The organism is Buttiauxella cochleicola (genome assembly GCF_021282435.1).
Lineage (GTDB): Bacteria > Pseudomonadota > Gammaproteobacteria > Enterobacterales > Enterobacteriaceae > Buttiauxella > Buttiauxella massiliensis.
The window spans coordinates 62,962-84,127 of record NZ_JAJSOT010000008.1; the positions used below are offsets into that span (position 1 = coordinate 62,962).

Genomic DNA, 21,166 nt, shown 5'->3' on the forward strand with positions numbered 1-21,166 from the left:
TTAGCCGCTGTTTTTTTTGTCCCTATGATTGACACTGCCGAGGTGTACTATTTTTACCCGAGTCGCTAATTTTTGCCGCAAGGTGCTTAACCGCGATGACGTCGTGGTCGAGGAGATTGAAGATCTCCCGCAAATCACGGTAATTCCGCGTGACCAGCACGCTCTGTCCCGCAAAGATATCAGTGAAAATGCCCTCAAGGTGCTCTATCGTCTGAACAAAGCAGGCTACGAGGCTTACCTCGTGGGCGGCGGTGTCCGTGACCTTTTGCTCGGCAAACAGCCGAAAGACTTTGATGTCACGACCAGTGCTACGCCAGATCAAGTGCGTAAACTGTTCCGCAACTGTCGTCTGGTGGGTCGTCGCTTCCGTCTGGCGCACGTGATGTTTGGGCCGGAAATCATCGAAGTTGCTACTTTCCGTGGTCACCACGAAGAGCAAAAGTCTGACAAACAGACTTCGCAGACCGGTCAAAACGGTATGTTGCTTCGTGACAACATCTTCGGTTCTATCGAAGAAGATGCACAACGCCGCGATTTCACAATCAACAGCCTCTATTACAGCGTGGCTGATTTCTCTGTTCGCGATTATGTCGGTGGCCTGCGTGATTTACGCAATGGCGTTATCCGTCTGATTGGTGATCCTGAAACACGCTACCGTGAAGACCCTGTACGTATGCTTCGTGCAGTGCGCTTTGCAGCCAAGCTGAATATGACGATTAGCCCGGAAACTGGCGAACCAATTCCGCGCTTAGCGACCTTGATTAACGATGTACCACCTGCTCGTTTGTTTGAAGAATCACTGAAACTTCTGCAAGCTGGCCACGGTTATCCAACTTACGAATTACTGCGCGAATATCAGCTGTTCCAGCCGTTATTCCCGACCATCACCCGCTACTTTACCGAGCAGGGTGACAGCCCGATGGAACGCATGATCGTTCAGGTGCTGAAGAATACCGATAACCGCATTCAGAATGATATGCGTGTTAATCCGGCCTTCTTGTTCTCTGCCATATTCTGGTATCCGCAACTTGAGATGGCCCAAAAGCTGACTCAGGAAAGTGGCCTTGCCTATATGGACGCTTTTGCACTGGCGATGAACGAAGTGCTGGATGAAGCTTGCCGTGCGCTGGCGATTCCAAAACGTATCACCACGCTGGTTCGTGATATCTGGGGCCTGCAGCTTCGCCTGTCACGCCGCCAGGGAAAACGCGCATGGAAGCTGATGGAGCATCCTAAATTCCGTGCAGCTTACGATTTGCTGGCACTGCGTGCTGAAGTGGAAAATAACCAGGAATTACTGCGACTGACCAAATGGTGGGGTGAGTTCCAGGTTGCTGCTCCGCCGGCACAGAAAGATATGCTCGATGTGTTAGGTGATGAGCCAGCAGTACGCCGCCGCCATCGTCGTCCACGCAAGCGTGCACCACGCAGCGGTGGAAGTGCATGACGCTTGCGTACATCGCACTCGGCAGCAACCAGGCGTCTCCGCTTGAGCAAGTGACTCATGCGTTAGACGCCATTGCAACCATTCCGCAAAGCCGGGTGGTTGCAACATCTTCGTACTACCGCACTCCGCCGCTCGGCCCGCAAGACCAACCTGATTATCTCAATGCTGCTGTTGCCCTGGAAACCGAACTGTCTCCTGAAGCATTACTGGCCCATACTCAACGTATTGAGTTGGAGCATGGTCGCGTGCGCAAAGCTGAACGCTGGGGGCCACGCACGCTTGATCTCGACATTATGCTGTTCGGTAATCTGACTGTCGCAACACCAACGCTTATCGTGCCGCATTATGATATGAAAAATCGCGCGTTTATGTTGGTTCCGCTGCTGGAAATTGCACCTGACTGCACCTTCCCGGACGGCAAGCGCGCCGCTGATATTTTAGATACTCTCTCCCAGGATGGGATTACGTTTTGGTAACCACGGACGTGTTCTGTTTGCTAATGTAGCGATTTGACCTCTCATTCTTATTTCTCTGGGATTGCCATGAAACCAATCACCATGTCTCAGTTGCGCCAGTGGAAACAGGCTCAACGCAAATTCGCAACCATCACCTCTTATGATTTCAGCTTTGCAAAACTGTTTGCCGATGAAGGCATTGGTGTGATGCTAGTTGGCGATTCGTTAGGGATGACTGTTCAGGGGCACGACTCCACTTTACCCGTTACCGTGGAAGATATTGCCTACCACACTCGCGCGGTACGTCGTGGTGCTCCAAACTGCCTGCTGCTTGCTGACCTGCCATTTATGGCATATGCCACACCTGAACAAGCGTTTGCCAATTCAGCCATCGTTATGCGCGCTGGTGCTAATATGGTCAAAATCGAAGGCGGGAGTTGGCTGGTCGAAACAGTCAAAATGCTGACCGAGCGAGCTGTTCCGGTATGCGGGCATTTGGGCCTGACGCCGCAATCCGTGAACATCTTTGGTGGTTATAAAGTTCAGGGCCGCGATGAAGCCGCCGCACAAACGCTGTTTGATGATGCCGTGGCACTCGAAGCGGCAGGTGCACAATTGTTGGTGTTGGAATGTGTTCCGGTCGCTCTGGCAAAACGCATCACTGAAGCGCTGAGCATTCCGGTCATCGGTATTGGCGCGGGTAATGTCACTGATGGACAGATTCTGGTTATGCACGATGCATTTGGTATCACCGGTGGCCATATTCCAAAATTTGCCAAAAACTTCCTTACAGGAAACGGCGACATGCGAGCCGCGGTACGCCAGTACATAGCTGAAGTTGAATCAGGCACCTACCCAGGTGAAGAACATAGTTTCCACTGACAGGAGAAGGGTTGTGTTGATTATCGAAACGATACCGCTGTTACGTCAGCAAATCCGCCGCTGGCGCCAGGAAGGCAAGCGCATCGCACTGGTGCCGACCATGGGCAACCTGCACGACGGCCATATGAAACTGGTCGATGATGCGAAAAGCCGCGCCGATGTGGTGGTTACCACCATTTTTGTGAACCCAATGCAGTTTGACCGTCCGGATGATTTAACTCGCTACCCGCGCACCTTGCAGGAAGATTGCGAGAAACTAAACCGTCGCAAAGTCGATTTGGTGTTTGCCCCTGCCCCAGCCGATATTTATCCACAAGGACTGGACTCACAGACCTTTGTTGAAGTCCCTGGGCTTTCTACCATGCTCGAAGGCGCAAGTCGCCCAGGGCATTTCCGTGGCGTCTCTACCATTGTCAGCAAGCTCTTTAACATGGTGCAACCTGATATCGCCTGCTTCGGTGAGAAGGATTTCCAGCAAGTCGCCGTGATCCGCAAGATGGTGGCGGATATGGGCTATGACATCGAAATTATCGGCGTGCCAACGGTTCGCGCAAAAGATGGCCTGGCACTGAGTTCACGCAACGGTTACCTAACTGCAGAACAGCGCAAAATTGCCCCAGGTTTGCATAAAGTGATGCAGTCTCTGGCAGATAAACTGCGGTCTGGTGAGCGTGATACCGAAGAAATGCTGGCTATCGCCGCCACCGAACTGAATGAAAAAGGTTTTCGTTCTGACGACCTACAAATCCGCGATGCCGATACCTTGTTAGAGCTGAACGTTGAGAGTAAACGTGCGGTGGTATTAATGGCTGCATGGCTTGGTCAGGCGCGTTTGATTGATAATATTCAGGTTGATCTGGCGCAGTAGACAGCATTCATAAATCGGGCAATACTGCCCGCTTATATTCATAGAGCTGATAAAATCAGCTCTATTCGGACCCCGTAATAAAGGTTTAATTTTATGATACGCACCATGCTGCAAGGCAAACTTCACCGTGTCAAAGTGACGCAGGCGGATTTGCATTATGAAGGCTCCTGCGCCATCGATCAGGACTTCCTTGAGGCGGCAGGCATTCTGGAATATGAAGCCATTGATATTTATAACGTCACCAACGGTAAGCGTTTTTCAACTTACGCTATCGCGGGTGAGCGCGGTTCAAAAATCATTTCGGTGAATGGTGCTGCAGCGCATTGTGCTGATGTGGGCGACATTATGATTATTGCCACTTACGTGACTATGCCAGATGAGCAAGCACGCACCTGGCAGCCGAAAGTCGCCTATTTCGATGGCGACAACGAAATGAAACGTCTCGCGAAAGCCGTACCGGTTCAGGTTGCATAACAACCTCCGAACGAATGAAAAAGACCTGCTTTGTTAAGCAGGTCTTTTTTTATCTTAAGACTTAGTCTGGTTACTAATTAGCCGTGACATCGTTTCTAGCGAGTCAGTTCTCAGTATATAAAGCCGTTTTAGCAAAAACGGATTATCCCCCGGCTTCACTTTCCCACGCACTGTCGTCACTGCCATATGGAACCCCGCATCGTTAGCGGCTGTTACCGCCTTATCGTTGTAACCGCCGAACGGATACGAAAGGTATAAAACATGCGGATTAAACTGCGCAAGCGCGCGTCGCGAGTGTTCAAAATCAAGCAGGATATTACGATAGGTGCGGCGTAAAAGTGTCGGCTGACGATTAGCGTCAACGCGATGCAAGAAATGGGTATGCGACTGGATATCAAACACATCCTGGCTGGCCTGTAATTCCGAGATACTCATAAATTGCAGCGTTTTCGGGTTCCAGGTTTGCGGATGCGCCTTGATGCGTGAAGAAATAATAAAGGACGTCGCTTTGAATCCATACTCTTTAAGAATCGGATAAGCGTAGCGATAGACCGATTTCAGCCCGTCGTCAAAGGTAATCACTACCGCCCGCGCGGGCAGATTCATACGGTTACGCACGTAGCCTTCGAGCTGATACATCGTAAGGGTGGTGTACCCCGTATCGCGCAACCAGGTCATTTGGTTGCTGAAAGCTACCACCGAGGTAGTTGTTGATGTATGGCGAAAGCGTGTGTTCTCTTCATCACGCAAAATATGGTGGTAGGTGAGTACCGGAATACCATTGTCCTGCTGCGCATCGAGACTGCTGACATACCCAAGACGATTGCCAATACGAATTTGATACCAGGTTTGGTTTAAATGGTCTTTCAGACTGGCAATAATTGGGTAGCGTAAATTATCGGCCAATGTACCAAACGTGGCGCTGCGGATATCCGGTTCGTTATACACGGTAACATCACGGAAAGTGACCAGATTTTGGTTGCTCAGCGGTTTATTCAGGTCACCAAGTCGGTCTTCAATTCGTTGCTTACCAACAACCGGTTCAAGATGCGCTTTATCAATAAAGCCGGTGCCAAAACCAAAGTTAAATTCGTAATAGTCTGCCGCCATTGGCACGACCGCCAGAATCTGCCCTTCCTGAACAGTGCCAACAGAGATGACTTTATCCCCCACCTGCGCCCAGATATCAGCATCTTCAGTGGTTTGCATATATTGCGCGGGAGTGTGATTGCTGCTGAGCAGACTGGCATTAGCGCTACTGCCACAAATCAGCATCAGCACAGCAAAAATAAGGCGAGTTAGCATAACGAATTTGATAGCACTGAGTGTCTCAACGACGGAAAGAGGGTGTCATTCTAACAAAAGCCCACCCAATACCAACCTTTCAAATCAATATTGGTGGAGTAACACAAATGGTGGATTTTTTTGCTGTTGATGCCAGAGGCTGGTGATGTCATCGCCGCCCTGCTCAACAATGCGGTCACGGAACTCTTCGCTGGTCAGCGTTTCTCGATGCATACGCATCGCAAATAGCACAGGCAGCGTGACGCCAGAGATCACTTCACAATGTGAATGTTGGTGGCTCATGAGTGCAGCCGTACGATAAGGTGCAGCCCCGGTTTTATCGGTCAGAAAGACCACTCCATCCCCAGAATCGCAATTGTACAATGCATCACACATCATACGGCTCAGCATATTGGTGCTAAGCCCATTCCAATAATTCACCGCATAACATTGCGGTTGCGGCCCAAAACGTCGCTCGATTGCATCCAGCATATCCTGAGCGTAATAGTCATGACCGGCAATAACCCAACCTAACATGGCGTTCTCCTTTTCGCAGAGCGCAAGTGTGCCAGAGCGAGAAATCTGCCACGTGATGCTAATCAAAACGGAGTAAGAAAACTCTCAGTAACCTCCCCTTTCGGGGAGGTTAGCAGAATTAGCTGCGCAGACCGCGGCCACGTTGAATCAGATACCAGCACAGGATATAGAAGGCGGCGATAAAGCCCACCAATACTGTGACAGTAAACAGCAATGGTACGTCGTTGATACCGAGGAAACCGTAACGGAAGCCACTGATCATATACACCACTGGGTTCAGGTGGGATAAAGCCTGCCAGAACGGTGGCAATAGTGTCAGGGAGTAGAACACACCGCCTAAATAGGTCAGCGGAGTCAGCACGAAGGTTGGGATCAGGCTGATGTCGTCAAAGGTCTTGGCAAACACGGCATTGAGCAAACCAGCTAGCGAGAACAGGATTGCAGTCAATAGCAGCGTCAGGGCGACAAAAAGCCATGAGTGAACCTGGAAAGGCACGAAGAAAAGCGATACTGCTGTCACCAGAATCCCTACACACAGACCACGCGCCACACCACCGCCAACATAACCGGCAATGATAATGTGCGTCGGTACCGGTGCCACCAGCAGCTCTTCAATGTTGCGCTGGAACTTCGCGCTGAAGAACGAAGAGGCCACGTTAGCGTAAGAGTTAGTAATGACCGCCATCATGATCAGGCCCGGCACGATGAACTGCATGTAGGTAAAACCATGCATTGAGCCAATCTGCGAGCCAATCAAATTACCGAAAATAATAAAATACAGGGTCATGGTGATGACCGGCGGTACCAGAGTCTGGATCCAGATACGCGTGAAACGGTGGATTTCTTTAGTCCAGATACTTTTTAGCGCCACCCAATAGAGATGCATCATGCCTGCTCTCCTTTCGAGCCATTTACCAGCGTGACGAACAACTCCTCAAGACGGTTAGCTTTGTTACGCATACTTAATACCTGAACCCCTTGCGAGCTTAACTGACTGAAGACACTATTTATTCCTTGCTCACGCAGCACTTCTACTTCCAGAGTGGAAGTATCCACCAGCCGATATTGGTAGCCATCAAGCTTCGGTAATGGGCTTTTCGGTGCTAAATCGAGAATAAAAGTTTCTGACTTCAGTTTTGAAAGTAGTGATTTCATCGAGGTGTTTTCGACTAGCTCACCGTTTTGAATAATGCCGATATTGCGGCACAGCATTTCTGCTTCTTCAAGGTAGTGAGTGGTCAGAATAATAGTGGTGCCTTTATCGTTCAGATCCTTCAGGAATCCCCACATCGAGCGACGCAGTTCTATGTCGACACCCGCTGTTGGTTCATCAAGAATCAGCAACTTTGGCTCATGCATTAAGGCACGAGCAATCATCAGGCGGCGTTTCATACCACCTGATAACATACGTGCACGTTCGCTGCGTTTTTCCCACAGATCGAGCTGTTTCAGGTACTTTTCGCTGCGCGCGATGGCTTCGTTTTTTTCAACGCCATAGTATCCCGCCTGGTGCACAACGATTTGCTGTACGGTCTCAAATGGGTTGAAGTTAAACTCCTGCGGCACCAAACCAAGCTGGCGTTTAGCATTAACAATGTCTTTTTGCAGGTCATAACCAAACACGCGTACCCGACCAGAGGTTTTATTTACCAGCGAGCTGATAATACCGATGGTAGTGGATTTCCCTGCGCCATTCGGCCCCAGCAGAGCGTAAAAGTCCCCTGCCTCAACACGAAGATCTATGCCACGCAGTGCCTGAACACCGCCGGGATAGGTTTTCGTTAACTGTTCCAGTTCTAATGCAATGGTCATTATTTGCGGTTACCTTGTTCGGTACAAAAAAGTTAAGCTGTTTAAAAATTATTTCAGTTGCACAATCAGTTGCCCTATATTACCTCAACGCACTTCATCCGTTACAGGTTGTTAACCTCCATGAAAGACATTGATACCCTCATCAGCAATAACCAGGTCTGGTCAAAACTGATGGAGGACGAAGACCCGGGCTTTTTCGAACGTTTGTCTCAGGCCCAAAAACCTCGCTTCTTGTGGATTGGCTGTTCTGATAGTCGCGTACCAGCTGAACGTCTGACTGGCCTTGAACCTGGAGAGTTATTTGTTCACCGTAATGTGGCAAACCTGGTCATTCATACGGATTTAAATTGCCTTTCTGTAGTGCAGTACGCGGTAGATGTTCTGGAAGTTGAACACATAATCATTTGCGGTCACTACGGGTGCGGTGGTGTACAAGCGGCGGTTGAAAACCCGGATTTAGGGCTAATTAACAACTGGCTGCTGCATATCCGCGATATCTGGTTCAAGCATAGTTCGCTACTGGGAGAACTCCCACCGGAACAGCGTCTGGATACACTTTGCGAGCTCAATGTGATGGAGCAGGTTTATAACCTTGGCCATTCAACCATTATGCAATCCGCATGGAAACGCGGGCAGAAAGTCACTGTCCACGGTTGGGCTTACGGTATTCACGATGGACGCTTGCGTGACCTGGAAGTCACCGCCACCAGTCGCGAATCACTGGAGCAAGGTTACCGCAGCGGGATTTCGAACCTCCAGAACTCCCATCGCAGCCACAAGAATAGAACACCTTCGCAGTAATGCTGATAGCAAAAAGGGCCTTAAAGGCCCTTTTTTAATGGATGTAGCAAAAGACTTACTCGTCCAGCAGAACCACTTTACCAACGTATGGCAGATGGCGATAACGCTGAGCGTAATCAATGCCGTAACCCACTACGAACTCATCAGGAATAGCGAAACCAACCCACTCAACATTCACTTCCACTTCGCGGCGCTCTGGTTTATCCAGCAGCGTACAAATGGCCAGTGATTTTGGTTCACGCAGGCTAAGAATCTCACGGACTTTGCTCAGTGTATTACCAGAGTCGATAATATCTTCGACGATCAGCACGTCTTTGCCGCGGATATCCTCATCGAGATCTTTCAGGATTTTCACATCGCGGGTGGTCGACATGCCGCTGCCATAACTGGATGCGGTCATAAAATCCACTTCGTGGGGCACTTGCACTTCACGGCACAGGTCCGCCATGAACATAAATGAGCCACGCAGCAAGCCAACCAGCACCATATCACTACCGCTATCACGATAATGTTCAGTGATCTCACGACCCAATTCAGCGATACGGGCTTTGATCTCCGCTTCGGGGATCATCACTTCAACAGTATGTTTCATAGTTATAACCATATGATTTAAAAATAAATCATTCGATGCTGGTTAGATTTTAACCAACACAAAATATTCAGGCCAGCAGTATAACAGCAAAACCCATTCCCGTGCCCAATTGGTAAAAAAGCCATTTATGTGATGAATCTCACACTTGTTAATAACTATAATGAATTGCTATCAAACTTTTAAGAGCGTGATAATTGTGAAAACAAATAACTCAGGTTCGCGGGTAATCGCAACCTTAACAGTCCTGTTTGCGGTACTGACTGGACTGTATTTATTAATTGGCGGGATATGGTTAGTGGCAATTGGTGGGTCCTGGTACTACCCAATTGCAGGGGTGGTGATGTTAATCACCGCATGGTTACTTTGGCAACGCAAAGCTCTGGCCCTGTGGCTCTATGCTGCACTACTGCTTTGCACCGTGGCGTGGTCTGTCTGGGAAGTTGGTTTTGATTTCTGGGCATTAACACCACGTTTAGACGTTCTGTTCTTCTTCGGCGTATGGCTGCTACTGCCATTTGTTTATCGTCATCTGATTTTACCCACTGCAGGTGCGGCTCCGGCCCTTGGTGCGGTGCTGGCGATTACCGTTGTGGCACTGGCCTGGGCGGTATTTAACGATCCGCAAGAAATCAATGGCACGCTGACTGCGGATGCAACAACGCCAACTGCCACTTCATCAACCATTCCTGATGCCGACTGGCCTGCATATGGTCGTAATCAGGAAGGCCAACGCTACTCTCCTTTAAAGCAGATCAACGATAAAAACGTCGGCCAGCTTAAAGAAGCGTGGCGTTTCCAGACTGGCGATGTGAAACGCCCAAGCGATCCGGGTGAAATCACCAACGAAGTCACTCCGATTAAAATCCGCGACACGCTTTACCTGTGTACCGCACACCAGCAGTTGTTTGCGCTGGATGCGACCACCGGTAAACAGAAGTGGAAATTCGATCCGCGTCTGGATACGAATCCTTCGTTCCAACACGTGACTTGCCGTGGTGTTTCTTACCACGAAGCAACCGCGGATAACGCGACTCCGGATGTGGTTTCAGATTGCCCACGTCGTATCATTCTTCCTGTGAATGACGGACGTCTGTTTGCCATTAATGCCGATAATGGCAAGCTTTGCGAAAGCTTTGCTAACAAAGGCATCCTGAATCTGCAAACCAACATGCCGGTCACCACGCCTGGCATGTACGAACCGACTTCACCTCCGATTATCACCGATAAAGTTATCGTGATTGCCGGTGCGGTCACCGATAACTACTCCACTCGCGAGCCGTCTGGTGTTATCCGTGGCTTTGATGTGAACAGCGGTAAATTGCTGTGGGCATTCGATCCTGGTGCTAAAGATCCCAACACCATCCCTGGTGATGAGCATCATTACACCATTAACTCACCAAACTCCTGGGCACCAGCGGCCTATGACGCGAAGTTAGATTTGGTGTACCTGCCGATGGGTGTTACCACACCCGATATTTGGGGCGGCAACCGCACGCCGGAGCAAGAGCGTTATGCCAGCAGCATCGTGGCACTGAACGCGACCACCGGGAAACTGGCCTGGTCGTATCAAACAGTTCATCACGACCTGTGGGATATGGATATGCCATCGCAGCCGACGCTTGCGGATATTACGGTTAAAGGCGAAACCGTTCCGGTTATCTACGCTCCGGCGAAAACCGGTAACATCTTTGTGCTCGACCGTCGTGACGGCAAGCTGGTAGTTCCGGCTCCGGAAAAACCTGTTCCACAAGGTGCTGCAAAAGGTGATTACGTGACGCCAACTCAGCCGTTCTCGGATTTGAGTTTCCGTCCGAAGAAAGACCTGAGCGGCGCGGATATGTGGGGAGCGACCCTTTATGACCAAATGGTTTGTCGCATCATCTTCCATAAACTGCGTTATGAAGGCATTTTCACACCACCGTCAGAGCAAGGCACGCTGGTGTTCCCAGGTAACCTGGGGATGTTCGAGTGGGGTGGGATTTCCGTTGATCCTAACCGCCAGGTGGCAATTGCCAACCCAATGGCACTGCCGTTTGTATCTAAACTGATGCCACGTGGCCCAGGCAACCCGATGGAACCGCCGAAAGACGCTAAAGGGTCTGGCACAGAAACTGGCATTCAGCCGCAGTATGGCGTGCCGTATGGCGTAACGCTTAATCCGTTCCTCTCTCCGTTTGGCCTACCGTGTAAGCAGCCTGCATGGGGCTACATCTCTGCGGTCGATTTGAAAACCAACGAAGTGGTATGGAAAAAACGTATTGGTACCGTGCGCGACAGCTCGCCACTTCCTCTGCCATTTAAAATGGGGATGCCAATGCTGGGTGGCCCAATTTCTACCGCAGGTAATGTTCTGTTTATTGGCGCAACCGCAGATAACTACCTGCGTGCTTATAACATGAGCAATGGTGAGAAATTGTGGGAAGCGCGTTTGCCAGCCGGTGGCCAGGCAACACCGATGACCTATGAAGCGAATGGTAAACAGTACGTCGTGATTTCTGCGGGGGGCCACGGCTCCTTCGGAACCAAGATGGGTGACTATATCGTAGCGTACGCGTTACCGGACGACGCTAAGTAAAAAACTGTCGGATAGCGCAGCACTTATCCGACCTTCGAAACTGGCGGATGAACAGACTTCGGTTCATCCGCCTTTTTTATGCCACCGTAAAGCCAAGCATCATGCCGGTGTCTTCATGTTCCAGCAGATGGCAGTGCGCCATATACGCCTGCTCTTTAGAAGCCGCATGATCGAACTTCACCAGCACTTCACTGCGCCCACCTTCTACTCGAACAGTGTCCTTCCAGCCTTGCCGATGTTTTTCAACCGGCTTACCGTTTTCGCTCAAAATACGGAACTGCGTACCGTGAATATGGAATGGGTGAAGCATCATGTCGCCCTCACCGGAAATCGTCCATTTCTCGTATTTGCCTTTTTCGGCAGCAAACGCAGGCGTGTTCATATCAAATGCTTTGCCGTTAATCTTGTTGGCATTGTGGAAATCGAAGCCCTGCTTACCGTGGTTCATTCCGCCATGGTTCATCTTCCCATGATCCATCTGGCCCATATTACCCATGCTGCCATGTCCGGCCATGTTCATGCCCGCCATTGCCTGCTGACCATATTTGCCCATCAGCGCCTGCATCCCCATCATATCTAGCATCGGGTCCATCATCAGTTGCAGCCAGCGCTCGGTGATCCCTTCAATATTTGGCAGAGCCGGGACGGTAACCAGTTTGTCTGGCATTTCGCCGGACGCCGCAATAATCAGTGGCTGAATGTGCACAACGGGCTGGGGTTTGTCGAAAGGCTCAACCGTCATACCCATTTGTTTGACTGGCAGCGTGACGATATCAAATGCTTTACCGTCGCTCGTATCCACCAGCACTTCGAAACGCTCGCCCATCAGCATTGGGAGTTCAGTGACTTTCACGGGCTCCGCGAGTAAGCCACCATCACTGCCAATCACGTATAGCGGGCGGTTATCACTAGCCGCTATATTGAGCGAACGCGCGTTACAGCCATTGAGTAAACGTAAACGCAGCCAACCACGCGGGTTGGCATGTTGAGGATAAACCGCGCCATTGCACAGCAGAGTGTCACCAAACCAGCCGACTGCAGCACTCATCACGCCTAGCTGATAATCGATTTGCCCATCGGCAGCAAAGCGTTTGTCCTGGATAATCAGCGGGACATCATCGATACCCCACTGTTTTGGTAAGCGTAGCGCGCGACTTTCTTTATCATCGATTAATACCAACCCTGCGAGTCCCATCGCAACCTGATGGCCCGTTTTGCCATGCTGATGTGGGTGGAACCAACACGTTGCAGCGCGTTGTTGCGGAGTAAATTTCACGGAGCGTTTACCACCTGCGGCAATTACTCCTTGTGGCCCACCGTCAACATCACCGGGAACTTCTAAACCATGCCAGTGAACCGTGGTTTCTTCTGTGAGGTTATTATTAATCTCAACGGTGACCTCTTCGCCCTGAGTCAGTTGCAAAGCAGGTCCTAGCAAGTTGCCGTTATAGCCCCAGGTCGTTGCAGTTTTTCCATTGAATGTGCTTTTGCCCGCTTGCACAGCTAAACGAATGCTATTCTTTGCATCAGGGGCGAGAATTCCGGGGATCGGTAGTGCGGGTCTATCAGCGGCCAATGCCGCTTTACTCCAGAGCGGTAAGGCGCTAAACGCACCAATGGCAGCAGAATATTTTAGAAAATCACGACGATGCATATTCAATTCCTTTAGGTTGCAGGCGTGCCATTAAGCATAAACCCTGCCCTTACAGGAAGGTCAAGTTTAGAGCAGATAATAATTCTCGTCGTGCCTCATTTAACTGTGTTACCGTTTCGTATCTGATAAAAAGTGGTAGATGTGATGAAGATGGGAGTTAGGGCGTTAATGCTGGGTTTGTTGCTGGTTTTTTCCACCAGCAGTCAGGCACTTAGCGAGTCTGAAGCAGAAGATATGGCCGATCTTACTGCGGTATTTGTGTTCCTGAAAAATGATTGTGGCTACCAAAACCTGCCTAACGGACAAATTCGCCGCGCATTGGTCTTTTTTGCCCAGCAAAACCAGTGGGATTTGAGCAACTACGACACCTTCAACATGAAGGCGCTTGGCGAAGATAGCTATCGTGATTTAAGCGGTATTGCCATTCCGACTGCCAAGAAATGCAAATCCCTTGCCCGGGACTCGCTCAGCTTGCTCGCCTACGTGAAATAGCCCGAACTTCCACAGCCCTTTGCGGAAAGTTATGCCGTCCCAAAAGTCTTCACACAGGCTTTTGGGGCACTGCTTTGAAAACAAGCTATCGGTTCTGTGCGATAAACTCTCGGTATGCGTTCACAACCTGCATAAAATCCTCAACGCCGCAGAATGACAAACTCTCTTCATCGTAGTAGTTCATCCCTTCTTCCATTTCATCACCTGAAATTTCCAGCTGATTGGCGCGGATCATCACTTCTTCTCCATCGAGCAACACAGTGTATTCATGCCCGACACGTTGCCACTGGCGTTCACTGCCTTTGACTGAGTTTGCCGCTTCTTCTACTTCATCAAGCAAGCCGAGATTATCTTTCACTTCTTCGTTAAACCAATGGCCCACGACTTCATGACCCATCGACATACGCACTAACACCCGCCCGGTGACATCGCGCAAAAATTCATATTCCATGGTGTTTTCCTCTACCCTGCCCGGGGAAATACAGTACCCCTTAGCGTATAGAGTAAGTATCGCAGCAAAGTCGTCGAAAAACAGCGTTCAGGCACGAGCGTGGCAAATAAAAAGGGAGGCCTAAGCCTCCCTTGTCGCAGATTGGGTAAATGTTATACCGCAGTCTGGAAAATCACGCCGTCAGCTTTCTCGGTGTACTGAGAAAGTTTGTCGAAGTTCAGGTAACGGTAAGTATCAACCGCCGTCTTATCCACCTGCGCCATAAAGGTCTGGTACTCGTCAGGCGTTGGCAGTTTGCCCAGCAGTGATGCCACTGCGGCCAGTTCTGCGGAAGCCAGGAACACGTTCGCACCAGTGCCTAAACGGTTAGGGAAGTTACGGGTAGACGTTGAAACCACGGTTGAACCGTCTGCCACACGCGCCTGGTTACCCATGCACAGTGAACAGCCAGGGATTTCGATACGCGCACCACTCTTACCAAACACGCTGTAGTAGCCTTCTTCAGTTAACTGAGCGGCATCCATACGCGTTGGTGGCGCAACCCATAGACGAGTTGGTAACTGGCCTTTGTGGCTATCGAGCAATTTACCCGCCGCACGGAAGTGGCCGATGTTGGTCATGCAAGAACCGATAAATACTTCATCGATTTTCTCGCCGGCGACATCAGACAGCAGACGCGCGTCGTCAGGATCGTTTGGCGCACAAAGAATTGGCTCTTTGATGTCATTCAGATCGATTTCGATGATTTCTGCGTATTCCGCATCAGCATCGGCTTCCATCAACTGAGGATCGGCCAGCCATTTTTCCATGCCCTGGATACGGCGCTCAAGCGTACGACGGTCACCGTAACCTTCAGCGATCATCCACTTCAGCAGCACGATGTTGGAGCTTAAGTATTCTGCAATCGGCTCGCGATCGAGCTTGATGGTACAGCCCGCAGCGGAACGCTCGGCGGAAGCATCGGTCAGCTCAAACGCTTGCTCTACTTTCAGCGTTGGCAGACCTTCGATTTCAAGGATGCGGCCAGAGAAGATGTTTTTCTTACCTTTCTTCTCAACAGTCAGCAGGCCTTGTTTAATCGCATACAGCGGAATGGCGTGAACCAGGTCTCGCAGAGTGATACCCGGCTGCATTTTGCCTTTAAAGCGCACCAGAACAGACTCAGGCATATCCAGTGGCATCACACCCGTTGCCGCAGCAAAAGCCACCAGGCCAGAACCCGCAGGGAAGGAGATCCCAATTGGGAAACGGGTATGCGAGTCACCGCCAGTCCCGACGGTATCTGGCAGCAGCATACGGTTCAGCCACGAGTGGATAACACCATCGCCTGGGCGCAGCGACACGCCGCCACGGTTCATGATGAAGTCCGGCAGCGTGTGGTGAGTATTCACATCTACAGGCTTTGGATAAGCCGCAGTATGGCAGAAGGACTGCATTACCAGGTCAGCTGAGAAGCCCAGGCATGCGAGGTCTTTCAGCTCATCACGGGTCATTGGACCGGTGGTGTCCTGAGAGCCGACAGAGGTCATTTTTGGTTCGCAGTACTGGTTCGGACGAATACCTTCCACGCCACAGGCACGGCCAACCATTTTCTGCGCCAGAGAGAAGCCGCGAGTACTGGCTACTACATCTTTAGCCTGAACAAACACTTCGCTACGTGGCAGATCCAGCGCTTCACGCGCTTTAGTCGTCAGACCGCGACCAATGATCAACGGAATACGGCCACCAGCACGGACTTCATCCAGCAACACGTCAGTTTTCAGCTCGAAGTTAGCGATAACTTCGTTGGTTTCGTGGTTACGTACTTCGCCTTTATATGGATAGATGTCAATAACATCGCCCATATTCAGGTCGTTTACGTCAACTTCGATTGGCAGCGCACCGGCATCTTCCATAGTGTTAAAGAAGATTGGCGCGATTTTGCCACCAAGCACCACACCGCCGCCGCGCTTGTTCGGCACGTTCGGGATGTCGTCGCCCATAAACCACAGCACGGAGTTGGTCGCAGACTTACGCGAAGAACCGGTACCGACCACATCGCCAACATAGGCCAGCGGGAAACCTTTCTTGTTCAGCGCTTCAATCTGTTTGATCGGGCCAACGCTTCCAGGTTGATCCGGCTCGATACCTTCGCGGGCGTTTTTCAGCATCGCTAAAGCGTGCAGAGGAATATCCGGGCGTGACCAGGCGTCTGGTGCCGGAGACAGGTCATCGGTATTAGTTTCGCCGGTGACTTTAAAAACGGTAACAGTGATTTTCTCAGCCAGTTTTGGACGAGACAGGAACCATTCGGCATCAGCCCAGGATTTCAGCACTTTTTGCGCGTGAACGTTACCCGCTTTGGCTTTCTCTTCTACGTCGTAGAAGTTATCGAACATCAGCAGCGTGTGAGACAGCGCTTTGCCCGCAATCGCGGCCAGTTTTTCGTTATCCAGCGCGTCAATCAGCGGATGAATGTTGTAGCCGCCTTGCATGGTGCCAAGCAGTTCTACAGCTTTCTCAGGGGAGATTAACGGGGAAGTGGCTTCACCTTTGGTGATAGCAGCCAGGAAACCGGCTTTAACGTAGGCGGCTTCATCAACGCCTGGCGGAACACGATTGGTAATAAGATCTAAAAGGAATTCTTCTTCACCCGCTGGCGGGGATTTCAGCAGCTCGACCAGTGCGGCCATTTGGGATGCTTCTAAAGGTTTTGGAACAATCCCATCTGCAGCACGTTCGGCTACGTGCTTACGGTATTCTTCTAGCACGACGGTTCTCCTCGCTCTCATTGTCATTTCGGTTCCGGCTATTCTCTTCACGCTCCTGTGAGACAGCAGTTTGTAGGGTAAATGCCCGGTACCGCGACGGGCAGCATAGCAGGATTTTCAGGGGGGGTGAATGTGTTTACAAAAAAGCAACATTAAATACTTGCTGAATCGTTAAGGGCAAAATGAGAGGGTTTTGTAAGGTGGATAAGCAGCGTCATCCACCATTTACACAGAATAAATAAGAAGAGTTACAGTTGTTCGCCGTTAGACTTAATCACCTGCTGATACCAGGCGAAAGATTTCTTGCGGCTGCGCTCCAGCGTTCCATTACCTTCGTTATCTTTATCTACGTAGATTAAGCCGTAACGCTTTTTCATCTCACCGGTTCCTGCAGAAACCAGGTCAATACATCCCCACGGGGTGTAACCCATAAGGTCAACGCCGTCCTCAACTACCGCTTTTTTCATCTCGGCGATATGAGCAGACATATAGTCGATGCGGTACTGATCATCCACCACGCCATTGCTTCCCTGAACATCAATCGCTCCAAAGCCATTTTCAACGATAAACAACGGCAGTTGATAATGATCCCAGAACCAGTTCAGTGAGTAGCGAAGCCCTACCGGATCAATCTGCCAACCCCAGTCTGATTTTTTAACGTGCGGATTTGAAACCAGGCTTTTGGATTCGTCGTAATCCAGCTGCGGGTTGTCGTCGGTGGCTTTGGTGGCAAACGACATGTAATAGCTAAAGCCGATGTAATCGACACAACCCTGTTTCAGATCTGCGAGGTCTTGCTCGGTGATATCCAGCTCGAAACCACGGCGTTCAAAATAATTGAGCAGATGTTTAGGATACGTGCCGCGCACGTGAACGTCAGTAAACCAGTAACGACGGTGCATGGCGTTCATCGCCATCATCATATCGTTAGGCGCACAGCTCAACGGGTAGATTGGGCACATTGCGATCATGCAGCCTACCAGCAGATCGGGATTGATCTCACGCGCTGCTTTCACGGCCAGCGCGCTGGCGACCAGCTCGTAGTGCGCGGCCTGGAACATCACCGGCTCGCGATCTTCGCCCGGCTGATATTTCAGACCCGAGTTAGTAAACGGTGCAAAGTCTTCGTGGAAGTTAGCCTGGTTGTTGATCTCGTTGAAGGTCATCCAGTACTTCACTTTGTGCTGATAGCGGGTGAATACCACTTTGGCAAAACGCACGAAGAAGTCGATCAGCTTGCGGTTGCGCCAGCCGCCGTATTCGGTCACTAAGTGATAAGGCATCTCGAAATGCGAAAGGGTAATCACCGGCTCGATACCGTGTTTCAGGCACTCGTCGAACAGGTCGTCGTAAAATTGCAGGCCAGCTTCATTCGGCTCTAACTCATCACCCAGCGGGAAGATACGCGTCCAGGCAATGGAGGTGCGGAAACATTTAAAGCCCATCTCGGCAAATAGCTGAATATCGTCTTTATAGCGGTGGTAGAAATCTATTGCGTCGTGGTTAGGGTAATTTTTGCCCGGCAACACGCCGTCGGTAATTTCGCGTGGCACACCATGAGCGCCAGCGGTCATGACATCAGCAACGCTTATCCCCTTGCCGCCCTCTTTCCAGCCGCCTTCCAACTGATGAGCTGCAACCGCGCCGCCCCATAGAAATCCATCTTTAAATCCGGACATATTCTTTCCCTCAATTAGAGATCGCGAGTTTGCGACCGGTATTGCTGATTGAAATGGTAGACCGCCCCGATAAGTCCGGCGTCATTGCCATGGCTGACGGTATCGACGTACTCGCCGATACCGAACCAGGCCAGATGTTCGCGGAGCAGCGCAAGAAACCCCGGGCGTTCGACAATGCCGCCACCCACCAGAATCGTTTGCGGATCGAATAAGTTGACGAGGTTATAAAGGCCGGTACCAATACCGTTGAAAAACTCTGCGACCAGACGCTGACAAACCACATCGCCAGCGTCATAACCATCGAAAACGTCTTCACCGGTCACCTCTTCCAGCGGCCTGGCTGCGTAATCAGCGTAGAGCTGACGCAGCACGCGCATGGTGCAGGTTCCATTCATCGTGTAGTGAGGGACATCGCGCGGGCCGGCACGTTCAGTCAGCATGTAACCGAACTCCCCCGCTCGAAAACGCGCCCCATGCACCAGTTGGTTATTGCAGAAAATTGCACCGCCGATACCCGTTCCAATGGTCAGCACCAGAAAGTTGGCCATCTCAGCCGCCTTGCCTTGCCAGCGCTCAGCAAGCAGCACGCAATTTGCATCGTTTTCAATGGCAACAGGCAGCTGGGTTTGTTCTTCGAGCCACGTTTTGATAGCGAAATTATCGAACTTGCGGATCGCCCCGCCCATCGAGATAAAGCCGGTATGCGGGTTCACGTAACCTGGAGCGCTGATTGCTATTCCTTCGCATTCCGGATGTGCCGCAATCCATTTAACAATGGCCTGCAAAATCTGTTCACCGTCGCTATGACTAATCGGCTGTTTTCTCTTCTCCAGAACTTCTCCGTCTGAGGCAATAACGCCCATTTTTAGCGCCGTACCACCGATATCAAATGCAGCAATTTTCATGCGGTTCGTTCCTTAATAATGAGTCGTTCCAGGTTATTTTTATTATCGAGCGTGGAGACGAAATCAATCTTATGAACCAGTAGTTCAATTAGCAAACCGCAACCCAATAATGCTTAAACCACTTTTGAACCTCTTTAGAAAGCCAGCACGCAAGAGGCTTGTGGCTACGTGTCAAATAATCATGGCGAGATGTGCATTTATTACTGGATTTATGAACAACTTTTTTACCGGGAATTGTGATCGATGATCGGAATTAACGCCCCTGCTCAGGATCATTTTTCGGCCTGAGTCATCTTACGAGGCAAGAAATATTTCACCTGGAACTCAAACACGTTGGTGTAAAGAATCGAATAATCGATGGGGCTGTTTTCTTCGTCTATCGATTGCGTCTCCATTTTAATAATGGGATCACGAACGCTGATATGCAGCATTTTGGCTATTTCCGGGGAAGGCAGCACGGGTTGAAACGACTCATAGCAGCCCTGAATGACGACCTGACATTCGTCTTCAATGTAAGAAAATTTTGATTTCTTCATGTGATTAACCGTCAGATCAGGAAAGCGATTGACGGAAAGCCAGGTTTCTTCAAGTTGCATCGGCACGTTATCAATATGGCGTAGCCGCTTTGAATAATATACGGGTTCACCGGTAGCCAACTGCAAGCGGATGGCGATTTCCTCTGATGCCGCCTGCAACTCAAATCTCAACACCTGACTGGTGGGCTTTTTCCCTTCGCTGCGGGCAATTTCCGTAAAGCTATCCAGATGGGTGACAAAAGCCTGGAAATGCTTGTTGCGTAAATAGGTTCCTGAGCCGTGTCTACGCTCAATTAATTCTTCTTCCTCCAGGACTTTTAACGCTTTACGCAACGTATTGCGGGAGACATTGCAGTACTCCGCCAGTTCCTTTTCCGACGGGAGAATATCGCCAATGCTGTACGCTGGACTGCTAATTTTGTTTTTTAGTACATTGACAACATCTTTGTAAACCACTTTTGCACCTCTACAATTCTTTAAGAATCACTAAGTTATATTATTTCAAGTTGTTACAGCCAATCACACGTTCATTTATAGAGGACATATTAAACAACTCAGCCCTTACTAACTGTGATCAAAATTGCAGATGCTTTAGTGAATATTCATTAAGTTACCCCGCACTGAACATCAACCTATATTAAGAGGATCGAAATGAAAAATATATTATTGGTTTGTGCTGCGGGGATGTCCACGAGCATGCTGGTAAAACGTATGAAAGAACATGCTGCTGCGAATAACGTTGAAGTCAATATTAACGCGCTGGCAATTTCTGAAGCAAAAGACAGAATAAAGAAAAATGAAGCAGATATCGTACTTCTTGGGCCACAGGTGCGCTTTCAGAAAGGTGAAATAGAAGAAATAGCCCAGGGGAAAATACCTGTCGCCGTCATCGATATGAAACATTACGGGCAAATGGACGGAAAAACCGTGTTAGAAAATGCGTTAACCCTGCTTGCCAGTCATTAAGATTTT

The 21,166-nt window shown here is 50.1% G+C and carries 20 protein-coding genes; 9 read left to right on the forward strand and 11 right to left on the reverse strand.

Going from position 1 to position 21,166, the window contains the following annotated elements; genetic code table 11:
* Positions 1-49 precede the first annotated feature (49 nt).
* The 5 genes from pcnB (at position 50) to panD (ending at position 4,126) form a co-directional block, all read left to right on the forward strand.
* Positions 50-1,447: a polynucleotide adenylyltransferase PcnB gene (pcnB, locus tag LVQ77_RS17585; RefSeq protein ID WP_226812135.1), complete on the forward strand. Its 1,398-nt coding sequence runs from the start codon at positions 50-52 to the stop codon at positions 1,445-1,447.
* Positions 1,444-1,923 (forward strand): 2-amino-4-hydroxy-6-hydroxymethyldihydropteridine diphosphokinase, encoded by a 480-nt coding sequence (gene folK, locus LVQ77_RS17590; protein WP_154151443.1) that lies wholly within the window; start codon positions 1,444-1,446, stop codon positions 1,921-1,923. The genes pcnB and folK overlap by 4 nt, the downstream gene beginning before the upstream one ends.
* Before the next feature lie 66 nt (positions 1,924-1,989).
* Positions 1,990-2,784 (forward strand): 3-methyl-2-oxobutanoate hydroxymethyltransferase, encoded by a 795-nt coding sequence (gene panB / locus LVQ77_RS17595; RefSeq protein ID WP_232905121.1) that lies wholly within the window; start codon positions 1,990-1,992, stop codon positions 2,782-2,784.
* Positions 2,785-2,797: 13 nt separating this feature from the next.
* Complete coding sequence (gene panC / locus LVQ77_RS17600; RefSeq protein ID WP_034460889.1) at positions 2,798-3,652, forward strand: pantoate--beta-alanine ligase; 855 nt, start codon at positions 2,798-2,800, stop codon at positions 3,650-3,652.
* Positions 3,653-3,745: 93 nt separating this feature from the next.
* Positions 3,746-4,126, forward strand: a complete 381-nt coding sequence (gene panD, locus LVQ77_RS17605; protein ID WP_034460890.1) for an aspartate 1-decarboxylase — start codon at positions 3,746-3,748, stop codon at positions 4,124-4,126.
* A 54-nt stretch (positions 4,127-4,180) separates the two neighbouring features.
* On the opposite strand, the gene LVQ77_RS17610 is transcribed toward panD, so the two are convergent.
* From LVQ77_RS17610 to LVQ77_RS17625, 4 genes are all read right to left on the reverse strand, one after another.
* Positions 4,181-5,431 carry a polysaccharide deacetylase family protein gene (locus LVQ77_RS17610; RefSeq protein ID WP_232866157.1) on the reverse strand — a complete coding sequence of 417 codons (1,251 nt, stop codon included), beginning with the start codon at positions 5,429-5,431 and terminating at the stop codon, positions 4,181-4,183.
* Between the two features lie 84 nt (positions 5,432-5,515).
* Positions 5,516-5,947: a PTS sugar transporter subunit IIA gene (locus tag LVQ77_RS17615; protein WP_151994977.1), complete on the reverse strand. Its 432-nt coding sequence runs from the start codon at positions 5,945-5,947 to the stop codon at positions 5,516-5,518.
* Positions 5,948-6,065: 118 nt separating this feature from the next.
* On the reverse strand, positions 6,066-6,836 hold the full coding sequence (locus LVQ77_RS17620; RefSeq protein ID WP_034460895.1) for an ABC transporter permease: 771 nt from the start codon (positions 6,834-6,836) through the stop codon (positions 6,066-6,068).
* The gene (locus tag LVQ77_RS17625) at positions 6,833-7,759 is read right to left on the reverse strand and encodes an ABC transporter ATP-binding protein (protein WP_232905122.1); all 927 of its coding nucleotides are present in this window, start codon (positions 7,757-7,759) and stop codon (positions 6,833-6,835) included. The genes LVQ77_RS17620 and LVQ77_RS17625 overlap by 4 nt, the downstream gene beginning before the upstream one ends.
* A 120-nt stretch (positions 7,760-7,879) precedes the next feature.
* On the opposite strand from LVQ77_RS17625, the gene can reads away from it, so the two are divergent.
* On the forward strand, positions 7,880-8,560 hold the full coding sequence (gene can, locus LVQ77_RS17630) for a carbonate dehydratase (RefSeq protein WP_064516266.1): 681 nt from the start codon (positions 7,880-7,882) through the stop codon (positions 8,558-8,560).
* A 55-nt stretch (positions 8,561-8,615) separates the two neighbouring features.
* On the opposite strand, the gene hpt is transcribed toward can, so the two are convergent.
* Complete coding sequence (gene hpt, locus LVQ77_RS17635) at positions 8,616-9,152, reverse strand: hypoxanthine phosphoribosyltransferase (RefSeq protein ID WP_064516264.1); 537 nt, start codon at positions 9,150-9,152, stop codon at positions 8,616-8,618.
* Between the two features lie 160 nt (positions 9,153-9,312).
* On the opposite strand from hpt, the gene LVQ77_RS17640 reads away from it, so the two are divergent.
* Positions 9,313-11,727 (forward strand): glucose/quinate/shikimate family membrane-bound PQQ-dependent dehydrogenase, encoded by a 2,415-nt coding sequence (locus LVQ77_RS17640; RefSeq protein ID WP_233338010.1) that lies wholly within the window; start codon positions 9,313-9,315, stop codon positions 11,725-11,727.
* Between the two features lie 76 nt (positions 11,728-11,803).
* Here the strand turns inward: LVQ77_RS17640 and cueO are convergent, their stop codons facing one another.
* Positions 11,804-13,381 carry a multicopper oxidase CueO gene (cueO, locus tag LVQ77_RS17645; RefSeq protein ID WP_232905123.1) on the reverse strand — a complete coding sequence of 526 codons (1,578 nt, stop codon included), beginning with the start codon at positions 13,379-13,381 and terminating at the stop codon, positions 11,804-11,806.
* A 144-nt stretch (positions 13,382-13,525) separates the two neighbouring features.
* Between cueO and LVQ77_RS17650 the strand changes: the two genes are divergently transcribed.
* Entirely contained in the window at positions 13,526-13,873 is a 348-nt protein-coding gene (locus LVQ77_RS17650) for a YacC family pilotin-like protein (RefSeq protein ID WP_232905124.1), read from the forward strand.
* 85 nt (positions 13,874-13,958) lie between these two features.
* On the opposite strand, the gene yacL is transcribed toward LVQ77_RS17650, so the two are convergent.
* The 5 genes from yacL to LVQ77_RS17675 form a co-directional block, all read right to left on the reverse strand.
* Entirely contained in the window at positions 13,959-14,324 is a 366-nt protein-coding gene (gene yacL / locus LVQ77_RS17655) for a protein YacL (protein ID WP_232866154.1), read from the reverse strand.
* Positions 14,325-14,476: 152 nt separating this feature from the next.
* A complete protein-coding gene (acnB, locus tag LVQ77_RS17660; protein ID WP_232905125.1) occupies positions 14,477-17,074 on the reverse strand; it encodes a bifunctional aconitate hydratase 2/2-methylisocitrate dehydratase in 2,598 nt (865 codons plus the stop codon).
* Between the two features lie 248 nt (positions 17,075-17,322).
* Positions 17,323-18,753 carry a 6-phospho-beta-glucosidase gene (locus tag LVQ77_RS17665; RefSeq protein ID WP_232905126.1) on the reverse strand — a complete coding sequence of 477 codons (1,431 nt, stop codon included), beginning with the start codon at positions 18,751-18,753 and terminating at the stop codon, positions 17,323-17,325.
* A gap of 14 nt (positions 18,754-18,767) precedes the next feature.
* Positions 18,768-19,658, reverse strand: a complete 891-nt coding sequence (gene bglK, locus LVQ77_RS17670; RefSeq protein ID WP_232905127.1) for a beta-glucoside kinase BglK — start codon at positions 19,656-19,658, stop codon at positions 18,768-18,770.
* A gap of 272 nt (positions 19,659-19,930) precedes the next feature.
* On the reverse strand, positions 19,931-20,650 hold the full coding sequence (locus LVQ77_RS17675) for a GntR family transcriptional regulator (protein ID WP_232905128.1): 720 nt from the start codon (positions 20,648-20,650) through the stop codon (positions 19,931-19,933).
* A 195-nt stretch (positions 20,651-20,845) separates the two neighbouring features.
* Between LVQ77_RS17675 and LVQ77_RS17680 the strand changes: the two genes are divergently transcribed.
* Entirely contained in the window at positions 20,846-21,160 is a 315-nt protein-coding gene (locus LVQ77_RS17680; protein WP_232905129.1) for a PTS sugar transporter subunit IIB, read from the forward strand.
* The last annotated feature ends 6 nt before the right edge of the window (positions 21,161-21,166 follow it).